Source organism: Metabacillus sp. KH_069, assembly GCF_057838075.1.
The window spans coordinates 13,703-34,312 of sequence record NZ_JBYQOB010000002.1 but is presented as its reverse complement, the minus strand read 5'-3'; the positions used below and the strand labels follow the sequence as shown (position 1 = coordinate 34,312).

Sequence of the window (20,610 nt, the reverse complement as noted above, 5' to 3'; positions counted from 1 at the left end):
CTTTATTATAATTTTGGAAATAAGTAAATCCTTTTTCTATCTTTATCGACGCCCATTTGAAAAATCATATTCTCTGAAAGTTTTTTTATCTTTCTGATTTCTATGGGGATACTGACAGAACCTCTTTGACTTATAACTGATTCATTCTCAAGTTTTAAATCTTTATCTTTAGTTAGAATAATAGAATTATCTTCAGATAAAATCTTAACAATATTTCCAATTTTTAAGTTGAATTCATTTCTAACTTCGCTAGGTATAAGGATTTGCCCATTTTTTCTTAATTTGACTTCTTTAATAAATCTTAACAAAATTGCTCACCTCATGAAGTAATTCTTATAATAATAGCTTATAAGAAACATATGAAGAAATTATGGAATAAATGAAAAAAGTCCACAGCTGTGGACTATAGCTAATACTCAGATGTAATGATCGGTGTACCCATGGTTATGTGAATGATTCCATTATCATTTTTCCGAAGACCTAATTGAAAGTTCATCAATTGATCATTAATTGCAGCGATACCATTATCCCACTTTGAAGTATAACCCGATATTGAATAAAAATTCTTCTCTTTCAATGACTCTATCTCCCTAGCACCAGACTCGTTTAAGAGTTTTTCTTTTAAACGATTCAATCCAATCGGACGCGCACTTTCCCCACTAATTGTCACATATTGATTTACTTGATGATATTGAAATGGAATTGAAACCAATTCGGCCTGAGCCATTATATCTTTACCATTCCCTTTCACAGAATGAGAAAATGATAAAGTATAAGAGTTTCCACTTGGAACAACACCCACTATCACTTTTTCATTGCGGTTACTATTTTTAAAGGTTCCTGTAAGTGTCATATGATGCTCATCCAGTTCCGTCTCCCAAGAGTAAATGGATCCCTTTTTTTTCACTTGTTTTATTTCTTTTTTAACACTTTGAATATCTAACTTATTTTCTGTTTGTTTTGTATACATACTCCAACTTTCGATCTTAATATTTTGATTCACTGCCATTTGATGTAAGTCATTTAATGCAGTGTCTTTTAATTCTCCTGATACGTCATTGTTTAGATTAAGTATAAAGATAAAACAAATAATGACTATTATAGAAAATAATTGTTTCATAGTTTCACCCCCTTAGCATTATGAACGATAATAAAATAATTTATACATTTCATATGAGTTATTTATTTTTATCGATTTCCATAAATCGCCTGCACTATTTCTCCACAATTTCCAGATATGATGAATATGTAAATATTTTGGGGGTGTAGATATGAAAAGGAAATTTATTCAACTTTTTTTCGTTTCTTTATTTATATTAATCCTAGGAGCTTGTTCAAATTCAATGAGCGGAATGGATCACAGCAAGATGGATATGGGGAACGACTCTGAAGAACAGCAAACAAGTGATAAAAAAGCAGAAAAAACGACAGTAACTGAGAAGATAAACAAAAATGAATTCACATTGACAGCACAAGAAAGAACTCACACTCTGACTGACAATAAAGAAGTAACAGCATGGACCTACAACGGTTCTGTCCCAGGTCCAGAAATACGCGTAAAACAAGGGGAAACCGTCAAAATCAATCTCAAGAATGAATTGCCTGATCCTGTTACCATTCACTGGCATGGGATTCCCGTCCCTAACAACATGGATGGAATTCCCGGTATGACGATGAATGCGGTACAGCCTAATGAAAGTTTTACATTTGAATTCAAAGCTTCTGTTCCTGGAACGTATTGGTACCATTCTCATCAAGACGGTGTTAACCAAGTTGATAAAGGGTTGTATGGATCATTCATTATCGAAGGTAAGGAAGAACCAAAATATGATCGTGATTACACTTTAGTCCTTGATGAGTGGATGAGTAATATGGATTCAATGAATATGGAAGATGGAGAAATGGATATGGATTCTGAAGACACGGAAGAAATGGACCATGAAGGTATGGACATGGAGTCAGACGAGGCCCCTGCTGAAAGTAAGGGACACGATATGATGAGCATGTACGATACATTCACCATCAACGGGAAAAGCGGCAGTTCTGTCGAAAACCTCAAAGTAAAACAAAATGAGAAAGTTCGATTACGTTTAGTAAATGCAGGATTTATGTCTCAAAAAATTCATTTGCATGGCCATGATTTCAAGGTGATAAGCACGGATGGTCAAGAAATTAATAACCCTAAAGGTATAAAAGATGAAATCGTATCCATTGCACCCGGAGAAAGGTATGATATTGTGTTTACAGCTGATAATCCCGGCAAATGGCTATTGGAAAATCACGGTGAAACAGACGCTGCTAAGGGAATGAGAACAACAATTGAGTATGAAGACTATGAAAAAGAATCGAATGATCAATCTAATTCAACAGAAGATCTCCCAGTATTTGACCTATCAAAATATGGCGAGCAAGAGGTGGGGGAGTTTTCCTTAGACCCAAAATATGATTTATCCTATACGATGGATTTAAATACCATGATGGAAGATTCAGAAGAAAAGTATACCATCAATGACAAGACATTTCCTAACACAGAGAAATTAAAAGTAAAAGAAGGTGACCTAGTAAAAGTTAAGTTAGTTAACAATTCAAAAAAAGATGATCATCCAATGCATTTACACGGTCATTTCTTCCAAATTTTGAGTAAAAACGGTGAACCAATAAAGGGCTCACCTATCGTTAAAGATACCTTAAATATTAAACCAGGTGAGGAATATGAGGTTGCATTTATAGCAGATAACCCCGGAAACTGGATGTTCCATTGTCACGACCTGCATCATGCATCTGCGGGAATGGTTACTGAAGTAAACTATGAAGGATTTAAACCAGACTTTACTCCTGACCCAGAGGCAAATAATAAGCCTGAATAACAATAATTAGGCTTTCAATCACTATTCATAGTTTTCCAGCCTGTACAAAATAAAGCGAAAGCATACTCTATTTTTTTAGAGTATGCTTTTTCAGTGATTATTCAATTAGCTGGACCCTTACTATTTTCTCTATAGGACGCTCATATTCCCTATCATACCTGACTCTTTATGACCTGGTAACGTACAATAATATTCAAAAACACCTGTTTCTAGCGCTTTAAATGTAATGGATGATTGTTCTCCAGGCTTAGCATGAATATGTATTCCTTCAGCTCCGTGCTGATGACTTTCCATATTAATGATCTCAGCTTCCAATCCATCAATTTGAATATCATGGTCAACTGTCCCAGTATTCTTAAAATTAATTGTAACTTGCTGCGCGTCCTTTATTTGAAAATCAACGGGATTATACTTATTATCTGTTGCACCGATTTGAATAACATTCACTTCCTTATCTTTTGCAGACTCATTTTGAACATTATGCTGCTCATGAGAAGAATTATTGGTTAATGTCTTTGAAAGAGTAATGGGACCAGCCGTATTAAACAAGAAAAAAAACAACATTATGGCTATACCTGAAATCATTGGATTTTTCAGCCATTTCACAAAGAACCACTCTTTTCGTTCTTTGCTCTCATTTGCGAGTAAATATAAGATGATCAGATTAAAAACAATTTCAATTAAAAAAAGAATCTTGATGATTGAATCAATATTCTCGCTGGAAATCATTGCTCCTAACATAGCTCCCATCATGCCGCCCATTAAACCTGAAAGCATTCCTTCAATAGTCGCCAATAAAGATAAAGGAAGCCCAATAATGGCACCAGCAATCATTCCAATTCCTAAACCAATAATGGTGGATAGATAAAGATTTTCGGCAAAATATATACCAACTATTGTTCCACCCAGCAATCCAATCAGCATTCCCATTGACATTGCAGCCATCATACCGGTCATAGCCCTAATTTCCCTGTTGTGTTTACTAATATAGAAAAAGGTTAGAGAAAATGTAAAAATGACTGTCGTTATTAAAATCACTAAAGACATAGACAAGATAAATTCCTCCTAAAAAGAAGTTTGTACAATATATATGTAGACAAACACTTCTTTAGACGTTACCTTAAGACGCTTTTTGCCTTTCTTAGGGCTATTATCTTTTTTAGCGAGTTAGTAAATAAATAACTTTATTTCCCAATCCTCTTCTAAAATACAGTTTATAGTTTCCTTAAAAAAAAAGAGAAAAATCCAAAAGGGATTTTTCTCTTCTGAGCATACTGCTCTACAACAAAATCTATTTTAATAAATAAATGTGTAGAATATACGCAGATCTATCATTTATTTTTTCTTTCTTAAAAGCAAAAAATATACTATAAAAAAAACCAAAGGGATAATCATAAATATACATATACCAAAAAATGACTCAATATACCGATGTATAGAATTAGAATGAAAGATAGAACTAGTTAACGTTAAGCAGCCAATTCCTATTACAATAAAAATTACAGGAATGATATTCAATAAACTCTTCACGATTTTTCACCTGGCTCTCTGTCAAGAGGTAGTGTAATTGTAAATAAAGTCCCCTTTCCAACAGTACTGCTGACTCTTATCTCACCATTTATTAACTCAATCAGGTTCTTTACTATTGCAAGGCCTAGACCTGTTCCTCCTGAATATCTTGCTCTTGATTTTTCAACACGATAAAAACGTTCAAATATATATGGCAAATCTTCACTTGGTATTCCAATTCCATTATCTCTTATTATAATATCAATAAACTGTTTATGGACTTTAAGGGTAATGCCTATCCCTTGATTTCCTTGGCTGCTATATCGAATTGAGTTTTCTAATAAATTGATAAGAATCTGCTCTAACCGCCTTCCATCAGTAAAAACCAGAGGACATTTGCGCGGAATATCCATTTCTAATTTTATCCCTTTTTCTTTTGCTCTTAAATTTACTTTCTTAACTGAACTAGAAATGATATCAGATATATCGAGCCATTCAAAATGTAAATCAAGTTTACCTTCTTCCATTTTTGCTAATTCAAACAGGTCATTTATCAGTGATGTTAAACGAGTGGCTTCATCACTGATAATTTCTAAATAAAGTTGTTTTTCTTTCCCATCCTTATACAAACCGTTAGTTATAACTTCTGCGTAGCCTTTTATATAAGAAATTGGGGTGCGCAGCTCATGGGAGATATTAGCAAAAAACTCTCGTCTATTTGTACGATACTCTTCTAGTTCCTCCCCAAGTTCTGTAATAGCTTTAGCAAGGGAACCAATTTCATCTTGGGAGGTATGAATAAGTTTTGTCATTAACTTCCCTTTCGCAATCTCACGCGTTGCATGCTCCATTTGTAAAAGAGGAGCTGATAATTTACGTGATAAAAAAAATATAAATCCTACAGCGATTAACAGCGAGCCTATTACGGAAACTGTAAGCCAAGAGCGTACTTGCTCTACTGAAGCATTAATGCTATCCATATTCGAAACAACCACTAATCCACCATTTACCTCATTTTTAATAATGATTGGTTTAGCAGCTATTAAGTAACGGTTATCCGCTCCTTTATCGCTATACTCCATTTTTAAATCTTTTTTATCTAATATAGGAGACAAAATTTCTTCATTTACTTCATTGTCTTCTTTAAAATCCATAATACCTGTACTTTTTAGTATTCTACCTTCTTTATTAAAAACAAATAAATCCGTGTTACTGATGTCAGACATCATTTCAAACATATGGTAGGAGCTTTCATCTTCCACATCTTTTATTGTTTCTGTATATTTACTGGCGAAATGATTAATTTGTTCTTGTTGCTGATTGAAGTAAAAACCTGTAAATAACTGATCGATTGTATACACCATAGGAAACAAAACAACCAAGAAAAGAACCATAATCGTCCCGCCAAGCTTAACAGTAATACTATTTAATTTCATAGAGGTTCATCCGGTTCCTGAAATTTGTATCCCACTCCCCAGATAGTTTGGATAGGATTATAATCATGGCCTTTTTCCCTAATCTTAACACGAATATTTTTAATATGAGAATCCACCGTTCTTGTATCTCTGTAGTCGTTATAACCCCAAAGAACATCTAATAATACTTCTCTTGTAAAAACACGCTTGGGGTTTGCTGCAATTGTATGCAGCAATTCAAATTCTTTTGGCGTAAGATCTAATTTGTTTCCATCTACAGTGACCGTACGGCCTTCTGTATTAAGGATTAATAAACCATTCCCAAAGGACAGTTCCGCTTGAGACTCCTCTATGTTCATTTCCGTTCTTCTAATCAATGCTCTGACCCTTGCTGCAAGCTCTTCAGGCTCAAATGGCTTTATCAAATAATCGTCTGCACCAATTTCCAGACCGTGAACCTTATCTTTTAACTCATTTCTTGCAGTAAGCATCAGAATTGGTGTTGATTTAATCTTTCTAATTTCATTGCAAACCTTCCATCCATCTATTCCAGGCAGCATTATATCTAAAAGGATTAGATCAAATTGTGAAGTCTTTATTAGATCTAAAGCTTCCTCTCCATCACTGGCTTCAAAGATAGAAAAATCTGCTGAGAGGTATATTTTTAATAAATTCCTCATATTCCATTCATCATCTACGATTAATAGTTTTTTCATCTAAGTCTCCTAATAGAAATTTGTAATGTAGTGCTTTACCGTTTATTTATTAATTTTCTTACATTAGTGATTATCTCTAATAGCATTTCCGTTTCCTAATAAACAAAATAGGATAAAGATTTTATCTTTTCCCTTGCATAATCTTATTATAAATTTTAAATTTAAAGAAATTATGGACTTTATAAATTTAATTTTCAATTTACCTAACCTCTATTTGCTAAAATACCTTATTTAAAAAGAGCTTATCCTAATTTAGGAATAAGCTCTTTTTAATCATATATTCATTTAGCATTAGTCAGCTGGAGATAATTCACTTTCAGTTACCCATTTATGATTCTTAACTTCTTCCCCGCCAGTTGTCGGAGTGAAATCAATCATATATACAGTCGTTTTTTCAGCAGAATCAATTTCAGCATCCGCACCATCCATGCCTTCCATATGACTTGCCTCTATAGTAGCTTCAGCTCCTGGTTCCAGAGGTTCGTCACCAGCATCTTGCAGCTCTTCTTGAATCACCCATTTATGGTCTTCTACTCTTTCCCCACCAGTTGTCGGAGTGTATGAAACAGTATAAACAGTGGTATCATATGCACCCACAATGGTTGCTTCAGCACCCTTCATGCCTTCCATGTGATCTGATTCAATAATCGCCTTACTTCCAACTTCATAAGTTGGATTTTCTGCCTCCTTCAAACCTTCTGGTACTTCTCCTGAACCCTCCATGTCCATATTACTATGATCCATGCCTTCCATATCCTCTTTTTCTTCTGTGCTTTCTTTTTTCTCTTTGTTTTCATCATTTTCATTCGAGCAGGCACCCAATACTAAGAAAAGGGCAGCAAATAACGATAAACTCATGGATTTATTCATTCTTTTTCTCAACATGTTTTTATATCCTCCTTTGCCGTTTGAAAAAATCATACCAATAAAATGTGCAGAAATTGTGGAGTATGCTCATGCCCCAAAAAAAGAGTACTAAAGTCTGTTTCCCCGTTTGATAAAATTTTACTCCACTTAGACACTTTTTAAAGGGGTTCGTTACTTCATTATTATTAGCCCCCTAAGACGGAAGAATTCATCCAGTGAGTTCAAATTGGGTCCAGTCTTTCTACATACTTTTAAGTGAAAAAAGCATAAGTAAGGTTAGTTGACAGTCACAAATTGTTCATTGTTTTCATTAACAAGTACAACCTATAATATTTATAGATTGTAATTGATAGTGGTTGAGCCCATTTCAAAGTAGAAAAGAGGAAACAGGATGTTGCTAACGGTTAGTATTACGTTAATCGTTCTATTATCAAGTTATGTTGTTTATAACACTTTCCGACATAAGAACAAGCTTACCTCTATGGCTGGAATGATGATAAGTATGACAAACTCGATGATGGCGAGTATTGCAATTGGAACTATTTTAGGCACCCTTATACAAGATAAAGATTTAACCATCCCTACAATTGTCTCTGTATTAATAGGTATGTTAGTAGGATATATAACCGGGAGGCCTGTTTCCCTTATGGCTTCATTAGATGGATTAACAGCAGGCATAATGGGTGGAATGATGGGCTCCATGTTAGGCGTAATGCTGCAGCCGAAATCCATAGAGTTAATGATTTACTTTATTGACATTGTGTTTGTATTCGTAATTATATTATTAATTCGTATAATAGATGAAGAAGCAAAGACAAAAAAACTAGAAACCTTAAATAAAAAGCCTTTAATTGTGAATCCTATTGTTTTAATTGTTCTGTTAGTATTTATGGGTGTTCTTGTATTTGAAAAAGGTACGTTATTTACAAATGCAAGTGAACAAACATCAAAAGAAATAGACGACATAAAATTCACTTCCACAAGTAGTGCGATACATGAAGTTGTTGTAACTCCTACTGCATATACGCCAGATAATATTGTTCTAAAAGCTGGAATACCAGCAATTATTAACTTTAAAACAGAAGAAGTTGGTTGCACAGGTATCATCTTATCAGAGAAACCTGGGTTTAACGCTTCATTGAAAGCAAATTCAAACAACTATGTTCAAGTGAAATCCCTCAAACCTGGGACTTATCAGTATACATGTGGCATGAATATGTATAAAGGTACAATAACTGCTGTAAAGCAAACATAGTGCTTACTAATCCTTCCTTTTAAAGAAGTTCTCCCTCTATAAAACATGTCCTTATCACATGTCCTCTCAGGTCATGAACATGGTATTGCTGTAAAGTGCTGATACAAAATGAAAAAAGTAATAAAGCTGGTGAAAAAATGGAGAAAACGGTTTTGGTTGCCGATGACGATCGGGATATCGTTAGGTTAATCACTGAAAGCTTAAAATTCGAACAATTCAAGGCGATACCGGCTTATTCAGTAAAAGAAGCTTTATCTATTTTGAAAGAAAACAAAATTGATTTTGTCGTTCTTGATATCATGATGCCGGAAATGGACGGTTTGGAAGTTTGCAGGAATATCAGAAGTGAGTACAGCATCCCCATTCTGTTGTTAAGCGCTCGCGACAAGGAAATGGATAAGATTATTGGATTGGAAATAGGCGCTGACGATTATATGACCAAACCGTTCAGCATTCAAGAGCTTACCTCGCAGATTAAAGCTTATTTCAGAAAGGTGGACCGCTTATATAAGGAATGGAACGGTCTCAGGCAGGAAAAAGATATGAATACTCAAGCTTCAAGTTCGCCACTCTTTTTGAATGATAAGACGTTTGAAGTTTTTTTAAATAATCAAAAGTTGGAGTTATCGACCAAAGAATTTCAGATTTTATCTTTTCTGAAGAATCACCCTAATAATGTATTAACCCGTGTTTACGAGAAAATCTGGGGAGACGAGTACGGAGAATTAAACACCGTCACGGTGCATATCAATAATATCCGAAAAAAGATTGGCAGGCAGTACGATTTTATAAAAACTATCTGGGGTATCGGATACAAATATGTTGAAGGGAACGAATAAACATGAAGCTGAAAATCAAGCTTCCATTACTGTTCCTGCTGATGTTTGTGCTGATCACTGTCTTTTTTATTTTATTTATAAAATCGTTAGCTGCAGATGAAGGTCACATTTGGCTAGGAAATATATTTAGTCCGGTTCATTTTCAAATGCTTCTGTTCCTAAGTATTTTAATGGGCTTGATGTTTGTTGTATTAATTGTATATTTTCACTTCAACATTACCAAACCTATTCAGATCCTAAATATAAGGCTGACAAAAGTGAATATCGGTCATTCTCGAACCTCCCTGCATTCAAGAAGGAAGGACGAAATCGGATAATTGTACAATCATTTCAATGAGATGGAAGAAAGACTGTATCAGGCGCATAGGGAACAGGTTGATATGATTGCAGCTATCGCTCACGATTTGAAGACTCCATTGACGACTATAACAGGCTTCGTTGAGTTGTTCTCCATGCAGAAAAATCTAACCGAAAGTGAAAAACAGGAATATTATGAGCTTATTATCAAAAAATCAAAGCATATTGTGGAGCTGATAGACGCTTTCTCTGCGTTTACAAAGGACGAACTTACGCTGGAAACCATTGATATGAAATCAGTAGAAGCGCATAGATTTTTTGAAAACATCGCCGCATTATTGTGGATTTGAAAGAAGACAAATGGTCCAAAAAGTAGAATAAATTAGAAAGTGTATATACATTGAATTTATAAGAAAATCTATGCTCTGAAATATAAAAAAGGGTATTAGTTGAAAAAATAGGCACCAACTTCTTATTTAACAAAACTTATCCTATAAAGAAAACAAATGCTCGTCTTTTTTCTTGATTACTCATAAACATTTTGATACATCACTACCTTAGCTGCCATAAAATAAATCATAAAAAAGGCGTTCCTTCATAGAGGAATCGCCATAAATTAAGAAGCTTATCTACTTTTAAGCTAACCATTTATTTACCATTGTTTAATATCTATCATGAAAAAGTATTATTATATTGCATCTATTACAGTACCCCATAGCCCACTAAAAAATCCTCCAATTCCTCTTAAAGCCAATACAAACCAATTCGCCTTTTCAACACCTTTTGTAGTAACTATATCAACAGACGCTCCATTATTTTCTTCAAGATACCCCAAATCTTTCCCTTCACCAGTGAACTCTGCTTTCATATAACCTACCTTTAAACCTTTTTTTATAGGGGCTTTGACTTTAGTATCTTGTTTGACTATATCTTTGTTAAAAACATATGCAGGTTTATAGGATTTTTCTTCACCATTTTTTACTACTATGTTTAATGATTTAGTTGTTTGGATGGCTACGTCTTTGCTTTTGCCATCTATAACAGATAAATTCGAATCATTTTTGATTGAATAGTTTTTTGGAAACACGTCTTTCATTGCAAAATTGTTATATGCAAAGTCTATCATTTTTTTAGTTTCTTTGAATCGTGATGTTCTAAGGTCACCATCTTCACTATCTGCATTCAATACTACTGTAATAATACGCATTCCGCTTCGCTCTGCTGTAGCAGTAAATGATGACCCTGCTGAATCTGTTGATCCAGTTTTCAAACCGTCTACTCCTTCAGTTTCAAATAACAAGCCTTTTAGCATCCAGTTCCAATTATCCATATTGATTGCATCATCAGTACCTTCTCTAAAAATCTTTCTGGAAATACTTGCTGTTTTCAGCACTTCTGGGTACTCAGCTATTAATTTTTGCGAAAGAAGCGCCATATCTCTGGCGGACATTTTATTTTCATCGTTGACATCTGTTCCTTCAGGGTGCTGTCCCAGCAAGTCTTTATTCTCTAAACCAGTTGAGTTAACGAATGTGAAATTTTCTAAACCCAGTTCTTTTCCTTTCTTATTCATCAGCTCCACAAAATTCGTTTCAGATCCGGCAACGATTTCCGCTAGTCCAATGGCTGCACCGTTTGCAGAATAAATAGCCATAGCTTCAAATAATTCTTTAACGGTATATGATCCTTCTTTTCTTAATGGCACATTGGAGAGCCCTCTGTCTTGTGAAATTTGATAGACATAGTCGCTTGGAGCGTATTCCTGATCCCATTTAATTTTATTATTATCAATAGCTTCTAAGACCAAGAGTTCCGTCATGATTTTAGCCATGCTGGCAATTGGCAATTGTTCATCTGAGTTTTTGCTGTAAAGTATTTTGCCCGTGGAGGCTTCAACTAATATAGCCCCTTTCGCATTTATATTTAAGGCGTCACTCTCAGCAGCTTCTGCTTTTCTTGGTTGTACCCCGTTTAATATAAAAGTTATTACTAAAAGAGTGCATACTATCTGTATAACGTGTTTGTATTTCAATTTAAAGCGACCTCCGCCAATGATGTTTTTTTAATGATCAAATAATACTATTAAGAACTAAATTTTTCGAACTTGATTATAGAAAAGACCAACTATTCCAGCTGCTAAGCCCATAGATAAAAAAATAATTTTTGAAATATGATTCTCTAAATCAACTGGATTCCTTTTTATTGATGCCTCTACTGCATTAGGTTCATCTGTCTTATTTATTAACTCTAAGCTGAATTCACTAATAACCTCTTGATCTTGGTTTAATATTTCCAATGTTCCATTTTTGTTCATTACTTCTGTTACTTGAGAACCAATTGGATGGCTATAATAGAGGTTCTTTGGTGCGGCGAACTCTTTATCATCGATCTCGTACTTTTTTCCTTTTGCTATCGTCGTTGTTTGATAATTTTCAAAACCATATTCTAATAGGTTGACTGTATCGGAATAAGCAGCTGTTTGGGAGGAACCTTTAAATGTTACAGCTATTAAGTTTAATTTCCCCCTCTTTGCAGTGGTAACTAAAGTGTGTCCTGATTGGTCAACATAACCCGTCTTTCCTCCATTTACACCTTCATAAGGTATTTCTCGCATTAATTTATGGTGATTAAAGAGAGTGGTATCCCACGTCTGACCTTTCCATTTCAGTTCTTTTGTTCCAAAGATTTCTTTAAACGATTTATTTTGAATCGCGTACTGAGTGATTTTTGCAAAATCCTCTGCCGTTGTCAGATGTTTTGGATTAAATAAGCCATGTGGGTTTTCAAAATTTGTATTTGTAACGCCTATATTTTTCTTTAAATACTCATTTATGTTTTCTGAAAAAACAGACACGCTGCCATCTAAATGTTCCGCAATCGCTACACCTGCATCATTTCCTGAATTAATCAGTAAGCCCTGTATTAGCTTTTTTAAAGGAACTTGTTCTCCTTCTTCTAAATAGACTCTAGTACCTTCAGCCTCTATCGCGTTCTGACTTACTGTAACAATATCATCTAAATCCCCTTTTTCTATTGCATAAATGGCTGTGGCCACTTTAGTAAGGCTTGCGGGATACATTTGTTTGTCTGAATTTTTTTCAAATAATATCTTTCCTGTCTTCGCATCAATCAGTATGGCAGATTCGCTTTGAATTGCGGGAGATCGATCATGACTGGATGCCAAAACCTGATTTAACTGAATAAAACTCATGGAAATAATGAAAACTGCAAATAATAGAAGAAATTTCAATTTGTCACCTGCTCTTGTGGTTATTGATGTATAGGATTGTGTCTTTATCTGATTGAGCAGGTATTTTGAATTGATGCTGATATTTCTCATGTCCTTTACCTGTAATCAAAATCCAATCCCCTTCTCTGCTAAACTCTAATGCCTCTTTAATTGCAAGTGTCCGATCCGGAATGACCAATCCATTTCTTTTTCCAAATTGTTCATTAACTCTATGAAGATGTTTTAACATATCATTTAATGGAATAGAATTTAAGTCATCTAATGTAAGAATATAAAGATCACTTAACTCAGATGATATACTTATCATTTCTTTCCTCTTGTCTTCATCTCGATCTCCTCTGAATCCAAATATATGAATCACTCTTGCCGCACCGCATTTTTTGGCTGTCGTTAAACAATGAAGAAATGCATCTGCAGTATGTGCGTAGTCAATTACGGCTGTAGCTCCATTTGGCTGGGGATAGATTTCAAAACGACCATTTACTCCCGGAAAATGTTGAAGAGCCAATATACTGTTTTCCTTCTTAATATCTAACAGTTTTGATGTCGCATATGCCATCACAGCATTATATAAGTTGTGAATTCCAGGCATTGGAAATCCAATCTTTATTTTTTCAAATTGGTCTTCTACACATATGAATGGAGCAATTGATTCTTCGGCATCTACTATTCTTAAAGAACACTCTTTTGACTTCCCTATTGATAAAACATTTTTCCCATTAGATTGTAATAGAGCATTCAGCTTTTCACCCCAAAAATCGTCTGTATTCACAACTGCTGTTCCCTTTGATTTCATTTTTTCAAAAAGCGTATATTTCGTATAAAAGTATTCTTCGATCGAACCATGATAATCGAGGTGTTCATGTTCTAGGTTTGTAAATAAACAAACATCAAATTCAATACCTTCTAATCGATCTTGGTTTAGACCATGGGAAGATACTTCCATTACGACAACTGAATCTTTGCTTTTCGAAAGAAGTTTATGCAGTTCAAGGGAACTAGGGGTGGTATTAGAGGAATTTAGGGTCTCACCATTTATTACATTTTCAATGGTGCCAATAAGGGAACAGGATATTCCATTGAATTCAAGAATAGACTTTAATAAGTAGCTGATTGTCGTTTTTCCATTAGTTCCAGTAACCCCAACTACTACTTTGTTTAAAGAAGGATTTTTATAAAAATTCTTAGATAATAGTCCCAGCGCCTTTCTGCTATTTTTCACTTTTATATAAAGTACCGGGAGCTCAGGCATATCTATTTCTCCGATTATAACCGAGGCACCTGTCTGGATTGCTTGATCTATATAATTATGTCCATCGGCGCTAAACCCTTTTATGGCTACAAATACATATCCTTGATTAACTTCAGCTGAGTTGTCAGTTAAACCATTGATGGTTAAATGTTGATCTATGTCGGGACTATTTAATATCTCTATATCCTTGATTAATTTTTGTATTTTCATGTTGGAATTAACTCCTCACCTAAAATCACTTATCCCTTCGATAGTTTAGGTGTAAATTGTGGAGAAATTATGTAGAAACATAGTTTGTTATCTATCCTTTACATATTTAATCTAAATGACATTTACACTATTTAAAATATTGTTATTCAAATCTATTAAATACAAAATCCTCTCCAAATCTAGGAAAGGATTGATTACTATAGAATTATCCTATCCTCGATCTTCTTACGAATATAGAAAGTAATGTTAAGAAAAGCTATATCCTTCTTTTACTGGAAAAATCCTATTTAGGGATGGATACATAAGGTTGAATACATTATTATTCCTAAAACAATGCCGAATATGATAAGAATGATGGTAGTAATTGCAAAAGCCTTTTTCATAAAATTTATAAACTCCTATTCCAATAAATCACAAAAAACTGAAATCAACAGGATTAATAGCATCCTTACAACAAATTAATTCTTAAGAATTCGATTGGACTTATATAACTCATTATTTAGGATTATTCAATCCATTTATATCCGGATCCCCATACAGTTATCAAATGCTCTTCTACAGGAAACTGAACGCTTCGCAATTTATCTCTTATATTCCGCATATGTGAATCAACTGTTCGATTATCTAGATTCTTGTATTCCCAGAATTGCATGATTAATTCCTCTCTAGAAAAAACCTGGTTAAGATTCTTCAGAAAATTTTCTATAATGGAAAATTCCTTTTTAGTCGTATGGATTAATTCACCCTGATATTTAATTTCATAAGATTTATCGTCTAATTCAAGTCCTTTAAAGTTTAAAGCAGAAATTCTATATGTTCTTCTTAAAACTGTGTTTATCTTGGCCATAAGTATTTCAATATCGAATGGTTTGCTAATAAAATCATCTACTCCTGAGTGATATGCATTCAAGATATCATTTTTATTCATATTAGAAGATATTATAAAGATCGGGACATTTGAAATCGATCTTATCTGATGGCTACATTCTGTTCCATATTGAGAGTGCTCTTTTATATCTAATAGAATAAGGTCTACGGCTTCTTTTTGAAGAAGGTCTGTTGCTTCTTTTAAATCAATTGTTTGCATAAAACGAAAACCTTGCAAAACAAACATCGCTGATAATTGTTTTTGACTATGTGTTTCTTCTCCAATAAATAGAATAGATCTCATAGAAATTCCCCTCCCTTCAATTTCATTCACTAGCTTTATTATGAATAGAAATTGTGCAGAAATAATGGAGTTTTTCCATAGGCGAATTATTGAGTTTTATTTTATTTTAATTGGGAAATATATTAAGCGTAAGCAAATTTAAAGGAGATGTTATCATGAATAACCATTATGAATGTATTAAAGCCTGTTTAGAATGTGTAGAAGCCTGTAATGTTTGTTTCGACAAATGCCTATCAGAAGAAGATGTAAACATGATGAAAGAATGCATTCGTCTAGACCGAGAATGTGCCGATATTTGTGCATTTGCAGCTCAAGCTATGATGCGAAACAGCCAATTTACTCAACAAATATGTCAATTGTGTGCAGAAATTTGTGAAGCATGTGGGAATGAGTGTAAGAAACATGATCATGATCATTGTCAAAAATGTGCCGAAGCCTGCTATAAATGTGCGGAAGAATGCCGGAAAATGGCGTCTTAAAAAATAATTGCAACAACTTTTAAAGGCACCTGGTAATTCATACAGGTGCTCTTTTATTATGAGTAGAGGGAGAGGACAGAATGTTTCATTATACTAAGACATTAAATGGTACAGTCAATGATAATGTATATGCAATTACTAAATTGTTAGAAGAGAAAGGCTTTGGAGTGCTTTGGAATCTCAACTTAAAAGATAAATTAAACGACAAAGGAGTCAATTTTTCTGAGGAAATTGTCATTTTGGAGGTTTGTAATCCTTTTGAAGCCAAAAAGGTATTAGAGGAAACTTTACTGGCAAGTTACTTTCTTCCTTGCAAAATAATTGTTTATAGTGAGGAAGGTTCTACTAAAATCGGGATGCCAAAACCTACCTCACTTATTCAAATGTTAGAGGATCATAATCTTGAAAAGATAGCTTCTGATATTGAAGCGCGTTTAATTAAATGTATTGAAAAACTTCCTTAATGCTGAACCTTCTTTTACAGCAGGTTCCACTGTTTTTTATAGGTCCTCACTTCTTTTTCTTTATGTTTCGATAGCATATAAATATCCCATAAGATGCAGCTAGACTCATAATTATTTTCCCTTGAACACTTACTGTTGTGACTTGATAAACAGCATATGACTCCAAAAGCAATGCCGGTAATTTGCCTATTGTGCTCCCAAGGAAAAAACCAATGACAGAAACACTTCCAATTGCAGAAAAAAAGGTAACAATTCCAGATGGAATAAAAGGCATAATTCGTAATGATAAAATAAGTAAAAATGCATCTATGCCTTCAAGATGCATGAGGGAGTTCACACGTGGGTACCCTTTTAACTTTTCATGCGATATCCGTTTAAATCCTTTACGGTATAGATAAAAGGCAATTAAAGCACCTAATGTTTCACCAATAAAAGAGATAAATGTTCCTTGCCAAAAACCAAAAAAGGTAAGGTTAGCAGCAGTGACAAACACACTTGGCACAACACCTGCAATTGAAATTATAATATTTATAAGGATACTTATTATTATTGCTATAGAAGAATGATTTTCTAAAATCTTAACTAATTCTTCTGTCATTATGATGTCACCTCAAGATATTGAAATATCCTCATCTTTGTAAATTTTTACTGATTCTATCGTCTTTTTCATTTATCTAACTGGATCAAATTTGCAAAAACAGCAAGTCATAATTTTTGTGATATTGGCATTTCATTTTAATCATTTAATGGTTCTAATAGTTATAACAGTCTCTAACTATCATTAAAAACAATTAGGCGCCGTTAAGGATATCTTGAACGGCGCCAGTCAGGATGAATATTGTAAAAATATAAGTGATTTGTAATTTTTACTAACTCTCATTTGCGTTTTATAAATAAAATTTTGTATGCAAAATAAGCTAATCCCAAACAGATTATAGTTAAAAATGAAACTTTAGTCCAAGAAATAATTGAATGATAAGAGTTCGTTATTGACTGTCCTAGTGAATGAATAGACCACCAGTCATCAGGCTCGGAGTATATATGAGAAAATATGAACCAAGAAAAAATAAAAAGGATGGAAGAAATTAAATAAAGAGCCCTTTTGTCCACAAAAGCATCCTCCTTAAAGATGTTACGTTTAAAAAACAGATCAACTATTTCCGGATTCAATTTTCATACGTTCTCTCATTGACCTTTTTACATCTTTTATTATGAGTATTGATCCTATAATCGACAGAATCAATCCTATACATGCCATAAAAATAATAAATAGAATCATCGATAGCTCCTTATTGTCTAAAATTTATTAATGAATTAAGGATGTTACATCACTTCTATTAAAAATTTTGATATATTTATAACTTATTTTAAAGCCCTATACATCGTATCAGCAAGTGTTCTATAAAGGCAGTCCTGTGATAGAAAAAGCTTCAGCTGACATATTCAGATGAAATTATTTATAAAAAAGAAAACAATGGCTGGAGAATGAACATTTCCTTTAAAAATACTATAGAAAGACCAATTCGCAAAAACGAATTGGTCTTTTTATATTGTAGTCTCCCTAAAAATAATAAAGTGTATCGATTGAACCAATCATAATAAGGATGACTCCTGTAATTCTTTTGACAACAGATCCTATTTTTCTGCTCTTTTTCATAGCCTTTTTATCAAGTTCCAAATACCAAATGATAAAAATGATAAAAATGATCGGAAGAGTCGTTCCTAATGCAAAGATGCTAGGCAAAATAAAACCTATTGGTTCTGATAATACCATTGGCATCAATGTAACGAAAAACAAGACAAACATAGTTGGACAAAACCCCAATGAAAAACTGATCCCCATTAGAAAAGAACCTAACTTTCCTTTTATGAACTTTTCAGGAATATTTCCTAATTGAATGGTTTTTTTCAGTTTGATAACTTCCAGTAAAACCAATCCAACTACAATCAGTAAAGGTCCAGTAAGCTTTCTTGCCCAGGGAAATAGACCAATTAGCAATTGTTCCACTTCATTCCCTAGCATCCAGACAACTAAACCTAGAGTACTAAATACAATCATTTTCCCAAAAAGAAATAATAAGATATGCGGCCATGATACCCCTTTGTTTACTGAACGGCTCCCGTAAATCATGAAGGCACTAGTATTGGCCGTTAATTGACAAGGAGCCAATGATCCCACTATTCCTAGGATTAGGGCTGCAGCAACTGAAATGTTTTCCAAACTATAATACAGATTCATAAACGGCTGCGTAAAAACGTTACTAAATTGACTGATCAATGTATACATGACTTATTTTTCCTTATCAGTAGATTTTATAAGTTAAGAATACATTTAAACACTAAGATTCAGCATAATTCCAAGGTACATGGTTATTAAAAAACAAATACCAAAACCAAATGCAACGATTGGTTTGACTTGTTTATAAAAACTGATGACGATCATTAAAAGAAATAGAGCTGACATTGCAATCAAGGTCATACCTTCTATCGTAGGCACAAGCTCAGTTTGTATCGGAACCATAATTTCATTTCCTGTTAAAAACTCCACAAAAGGTGCAGCACCTTCGGATTTAAACGTTGTGGCAACATCATGAGCTGCAGGAGATAAGGTACCTAAAACACCTGTAAAAAAGAAGACAAGGAATAAACTAATGCTCTCCGTTCGAATCCAAGGTTTAGGATCCCATAAAGGGTTTGAATACGATTTTTTAGCTAAAACGCCATTTATGAATGCAAATAATAGAACAGGTATGATACTGATGTGCTTAAGTAACAGCATCTGTCCATATGGGAGTACCCATGAATTGGTATAATCCTTTGGAGTAACCACAAAGAACATAAGAATTAAACCAGTAACTATCGTAACAATTAAGAGACCAATCGAAAAAGGAGTAAACCATTTTAAAAAGGCTGCCCAATTTTTAGCCTCTTTCGAAAACCATGAAACTTGGATAAGAATACCTACCCAAAGGGTGATCACAGTAAAATGAAGGGAATGAGTGATAAAACCTGACCAGAAAGATAAGGAAGCCACATGACTCGCATACCCTACCGCAAGAATCATAAGAATTAACCAAAACGCTTGAATATATTTAGAACCTTCTACGTATATGGTCATCCATAAAAAAGTTGCTATAAAGCCTGTAAATATCCACGCAATTCCCACTTGAAATTTGGTAAGCACTGAGAACGCCGTTAAACCTAGTCCAACACTCTCCGAAAAATAAAGAATGACTTGCAGTACAGGACCAAATGAAAAAACGATAATTCCGAGAGTGGCTAAAAGCAATACCGGCTTGCTTACAACAATGTTCGGCTTGTTTGATTCAGGCACAAACTGCAAGGCAACATGTCCGACTATAAAAGAAAAAAGAACATAAAGAAAAAATTCAGTAACGGGAACAAATAGATTCATAATTTACCTCTTCTTTTTGAAAATGAGTCCGATGCTTACTCCTAAAATAATTGTGAAAGCAACAATTAGCACTAAAACAAAGAGAGATTCCTCGGTCTCTTTATCTTGTTTTTCTTTAGGATTATTCTCAGTTGATGAATTACTTTCAGCTATTTCTTTATTAGTTTCCTCTTTAGTTTCGTCTTTAAATTCTTCTTTTGTATTTTGATCTTGTTCTGGAGAATTGGAATCAACAGCTGGTTCAGTTCCTTTTACTAAGAAAGGTACTTCTCCACTGATCGGATGACCATCCTCACCGACAATCGTCCATTGAATGGTATAAGTTCCATTTGCTAAGGGCTCTTTTAATTTGCCGATCATTTGCTGGCTTTCTACTTTCACTTCTTGAAAAGGAATTTCTTGATCCTCTTTAATCAGTTTTATTGTACTGATTTCTTCAATCTCCGTTTCAAATTGAACACTTACCTTATTCAAACTCCCTTGCACTACTTCTCCTTCTTCAGGATTTGAAGATGTGAGGGCTGTATGGGCAGATGCCATGGTAGGTATAAGAATTAAAATAAAGAATAATAGTAGTGTGATTTTTTTCATACTGATCCACCTT

21 protein-coding genes are annotated in these 20,610 nt (G+C 33.9%); 7 read left to right on the top strand and 14 right to left on the bottom strand.

What is annotated here, in order from left to right:
- Window positions 1–5: 5 nt before the first annotated feature.
- Window positions 6–308, bottom strand: coding sequence for an AbrB/MazE/SpoVT family DNA-binding domain-containing protein (locus tag AC3ISE_RS22325; protein WP_489224509.1), 303 nt, complete (start codon window positions 306–308; stop codon window positions 6–8).
- A 101-nt stretch (window positions 309–409) separates the two neighbouring features.
- Window positions 410–1,120 (bottom strand): YwmB family TATA-box binding protein, encoded by a 711-nt coding sequence (locus AC3ISE_RS22320; RefSeq protein ID WP_489224508.1) that lies wholly within the window; start codon window positions 1,118–1,120, stop codon window positions 410–412.
- 151 nt (window positions 1,121–1,271) lie between these two features.
- On the opposite strand from AC3ISE_RS22320, the gene AC3ISE_RS22315 reads away from it, so the two are divergent.
- A complete protein-coding gene (locus tag AC3ISE_RS22315; protein WP_489224507.1) occupies window positions 1,272–2,867 on the top strand; it encodes a multicopper oxidase family protein in 1,596 nt (531 codons plus the stop codon).
- 129 nt (window positions 2,868–2,996) lie between these two features.
- On the opposite strand, the gene AC3ISE_RS22310 is transcribed toward AC3ISE_RS22315, so the two are convergent.
- The 4 genes from AC3ISE_RS22310 to AC3ISE_RS22295 form a co-directional block, all read right to left on the bottom strand.
- Window positions 2,997–3,914, bottom strand: coding sequence for a cupredoxin domain-containing protein (locus AC3ISE_RS22310; protein ID WP_489224545.1), 918 nt, complete (start codon window positions 3,912–3,914; stop codon window positions 2,997–2,999).
- Between the two features lie 479 nt (window positions 3,915–4,393).
- Complete coding sequence (locus tag AC3ISE_RS22305; protein WP_489224505.1) at window positions 4,394–5,812, bottom strand: sensor histidine kinase; 1,419 nt, start codon at window positions 5,810–5,812, stop codon at window positions 4,394–4,396.
- The gene (locus AC3ISE_RS22300) at window positions 5,809–6,507 is read right to left on the bottom strand and encodes a response regulator transcription factor (RefSeq protein WP_489224504.1); all 699 of its coding nucleotides are present in this window, start codon (window positions 6,505–6,507) and stop codon (window positions 5,809–5,811) included. Before AC3ISE_RS22300 ends, AC3ISE_RS22305 begins: the two co-directional genes overlap by 4 nt.
- Before the next feature lie 291 nt (window positions 6,508–6,798).
- A complete protein-coding gene (locus tag AC3ISE_RS22295; protein ID WP_489224503.1) occupies window positions 6,799–7,392 on the bottom strand; it encodes a YdhK family protein in 594 nt (197 codons plus the stop codon).
- Window positions 7,393–7,765: 373 nt separating this feature from the next.
- On the opposite strand from AC3ISE_RS22295, the gene AC3ISE_RS22290 reads away from it, so the two are divergent.
- From AC3ISE_RS22290 to AC3ISE_RS22275, 4 genes are all read left to right on the top strand, one after another.
- A complete protein-coding gene (locus AC3ISE_RS22290) occupies window positions 7,766–8,629 on the top strand; it encodes a cupredoxin domain-containing protein (RefSeq protein ID WP_489224502.1) in 864 nt (287 codons plus the stop codon).
- A gap of 137 nt (window positions 8,630–8,766) precedes the next feature.
- Window positions 8,767–9,468 carry a response regulator transcription factor gene (locus AC3ISE_RS22285; RefSeq protein ID WP_489224501.1) on the top strand — a complete coding sequence of 234 codons (702 nt, stop codon included), beginning with the start codon at window positions 8,767–8,769 and terminating at the stop codon, window positions 9,466–9,468.
- Between the two features lie 2 nt (window positions 9,469–9,470).
- Window positions 9,471–9,785 carry a hypothetical protein gene (locus AC3ISE_RS22280; protein WP_489224500.1) on the top strand — a complete coding sequence of 105 codons (315 nt, stop codon included), beginning with the start codon at window positions 9,471–9,473 and terminating at the stop codon, window positions 9,783–9,785.
- Window positions 9,786–10,115, top strand: coding sequence for a sensor histidine kinase (locus AC3ISE_RS22275; protein WP_489224499.1), 330 nt, complete (start codon window positions 9,786–9,788; stop codon window positions 10,113–10,115).
- A gap of 338 nt (window positions 10,116–10,453) precedes the next feature.
- Here the strand turns inward: AC3ISE_RS22275 and AC3ISE_RS22270 are convergent, their stop codons facing one another.
- From AC3ISE_RS22270 to AC3ISE_RS22255, 4 genes are all read right to left on the bottom strand, one after another.
- A complete protein-coding gene (locus AC3ISE_RS22270) occupies window positions 10,454–11,797 on the bottom strand; it encodes a serine hydrolase (protein WP_489224498.1) in 1,344 nt (447 codons plus the stop codon).
- A gap of 57 nt (window positions 11,798–11,854) precedes the next feature.
- On the bottom strand, window positions 11,855–13,015 hold the full coding sequence (locus tag AC3ISE_RS22265) for a D-alanyl-D-alanine carboxypeptidase family protein (protein ID WP_489224497.1): 1,161 nt from the start codon (window positions 13,013–13,015) through the stop codon (window positions 11,855–11,857).
- A gap of 4 nt (window positions 13,016–13,019) precedes the next feature.
- Window positions 13,020–14,477 carry a UDP-N-acetylmuramoyl-L-alanyl-D-glutamate--2,6-diaminopimelate ligase gene (locus AC3ISE_RS22260; RefSeq protein ID WP_489224496.1) on the bottom strand — a complete coding sequence of 486 codons (1,458 nt, stop codon included), beginning with the start codon at window positions 14,475–14,477 and terminating at the stop codon, window positions 13,020–13,022.
- Between the two features lie 505 nt (window positions 14,478–14,982).
- Entirely contained in the window at window positions 14,983–15,648 is a 666-nt protein-coding gene (locus tag AC3ISE_RS22255) for a response regulator transcription factor (RefSeq protein WP_489224495.1), read from the bottom strand.
- Window positions 15,649–15,803: 155 nt separating this feature from the next.
- On the opposite strand from AC3ISE_RS22255, the gene AC3ISE_RS22250 reads away from it, so the two are divergent.
- Both AC3ISE_RS22250 and AC3ISE_RS22245 read left to right on the top strand, forming a co-directional pair.
- Window positions 15,804–16,127: a four-helix bundle copper-binding protein gene (locus tag AC3ISE_RS22250; protein ID WP_191567508.1), complete on the top strand. Its 324-nt coding sequence runs from the start codon at window positions 15,804–15,806 to the stop codon at window positions 16,125–16,127.
- An 80-nt stretch (window positions 16,128–16,207) separates the two neighbouring features.
- Window positions 16,208–16,591 (top strand): DUF302 domain-containing protein, encoded by a 384-nt coding sequence (locus tag AC3ISE_RS22245; RefSeq protein WP_489224494.1) that lies wholly within the window; start codon window positions 16,208–16,210, stop codon window positions 16,589–16,591.
- Window positions 16,592–16,637: 46 nt separating this feature from the next.
- On the opposite strand, the gene AC3ISE_RS22240 is transcribed toward AC3ISE_RS22245, so the two are convergent.
- From AC3ISE_RS22240 to AC3ISE_RS22225, 4 genes are all read right to left on the bottom strand, one after another.
- Complete coding sequence (locus AC3ISE_RS22240) at window positions 16,638–17,189, bottom strand: TVP38/TMEM64 family protein (protein WP_489224493.1); 552 nt, start codon at window positions 17,187–17,189, stop codon at window positions 16,638–16,640.
- A 963-nt stretch (window positions 17,190–18,152) separates the two neighbouring features.
- Window positions 18,153–18,878, bottom strand: a complete 726-nt coding sequence (locus AC3ISE_RS22235; RefSeq protein ID WP_489224492.1) for an urease accessory protein UreH domain-containing protein — start codon at window positions 18,876–18,878, stop codon at window positions 18,153–18,155.
- A gap of 45 nt (window positions 18,879–18,923) precedes the next feature.
- Window positions 18,924–20,006 carry a copper resistance D family protein gene (locus AC3ISE_RS22230; RefSeq protein WP_489224491.1) on the bottom strand — a complete coding sequence of 361 codons (1,083 nt, stop codon included), beginning with the start codon at window positions 20,004–20,006 and terminating at the stop codon, window positions 18,924–18,926.
- A gap of 3 nt (window positions 20,007–20,009) precedes the next feature.
- The gene (locus AC3ISE_RS22225; protein WP_489224490.1) at window positions 20,010–20,597 is read right to left on the bottom strand and encodes a copper resistance CopC family protein; all 588 of its coding nucleotides are present in this window, start codon (window positions 20,595–20,597) and stop codon (window positions 20,010–20,012) included.
- Window positions 20,598–20,610 lie beyond the last annotated feature (13 nt).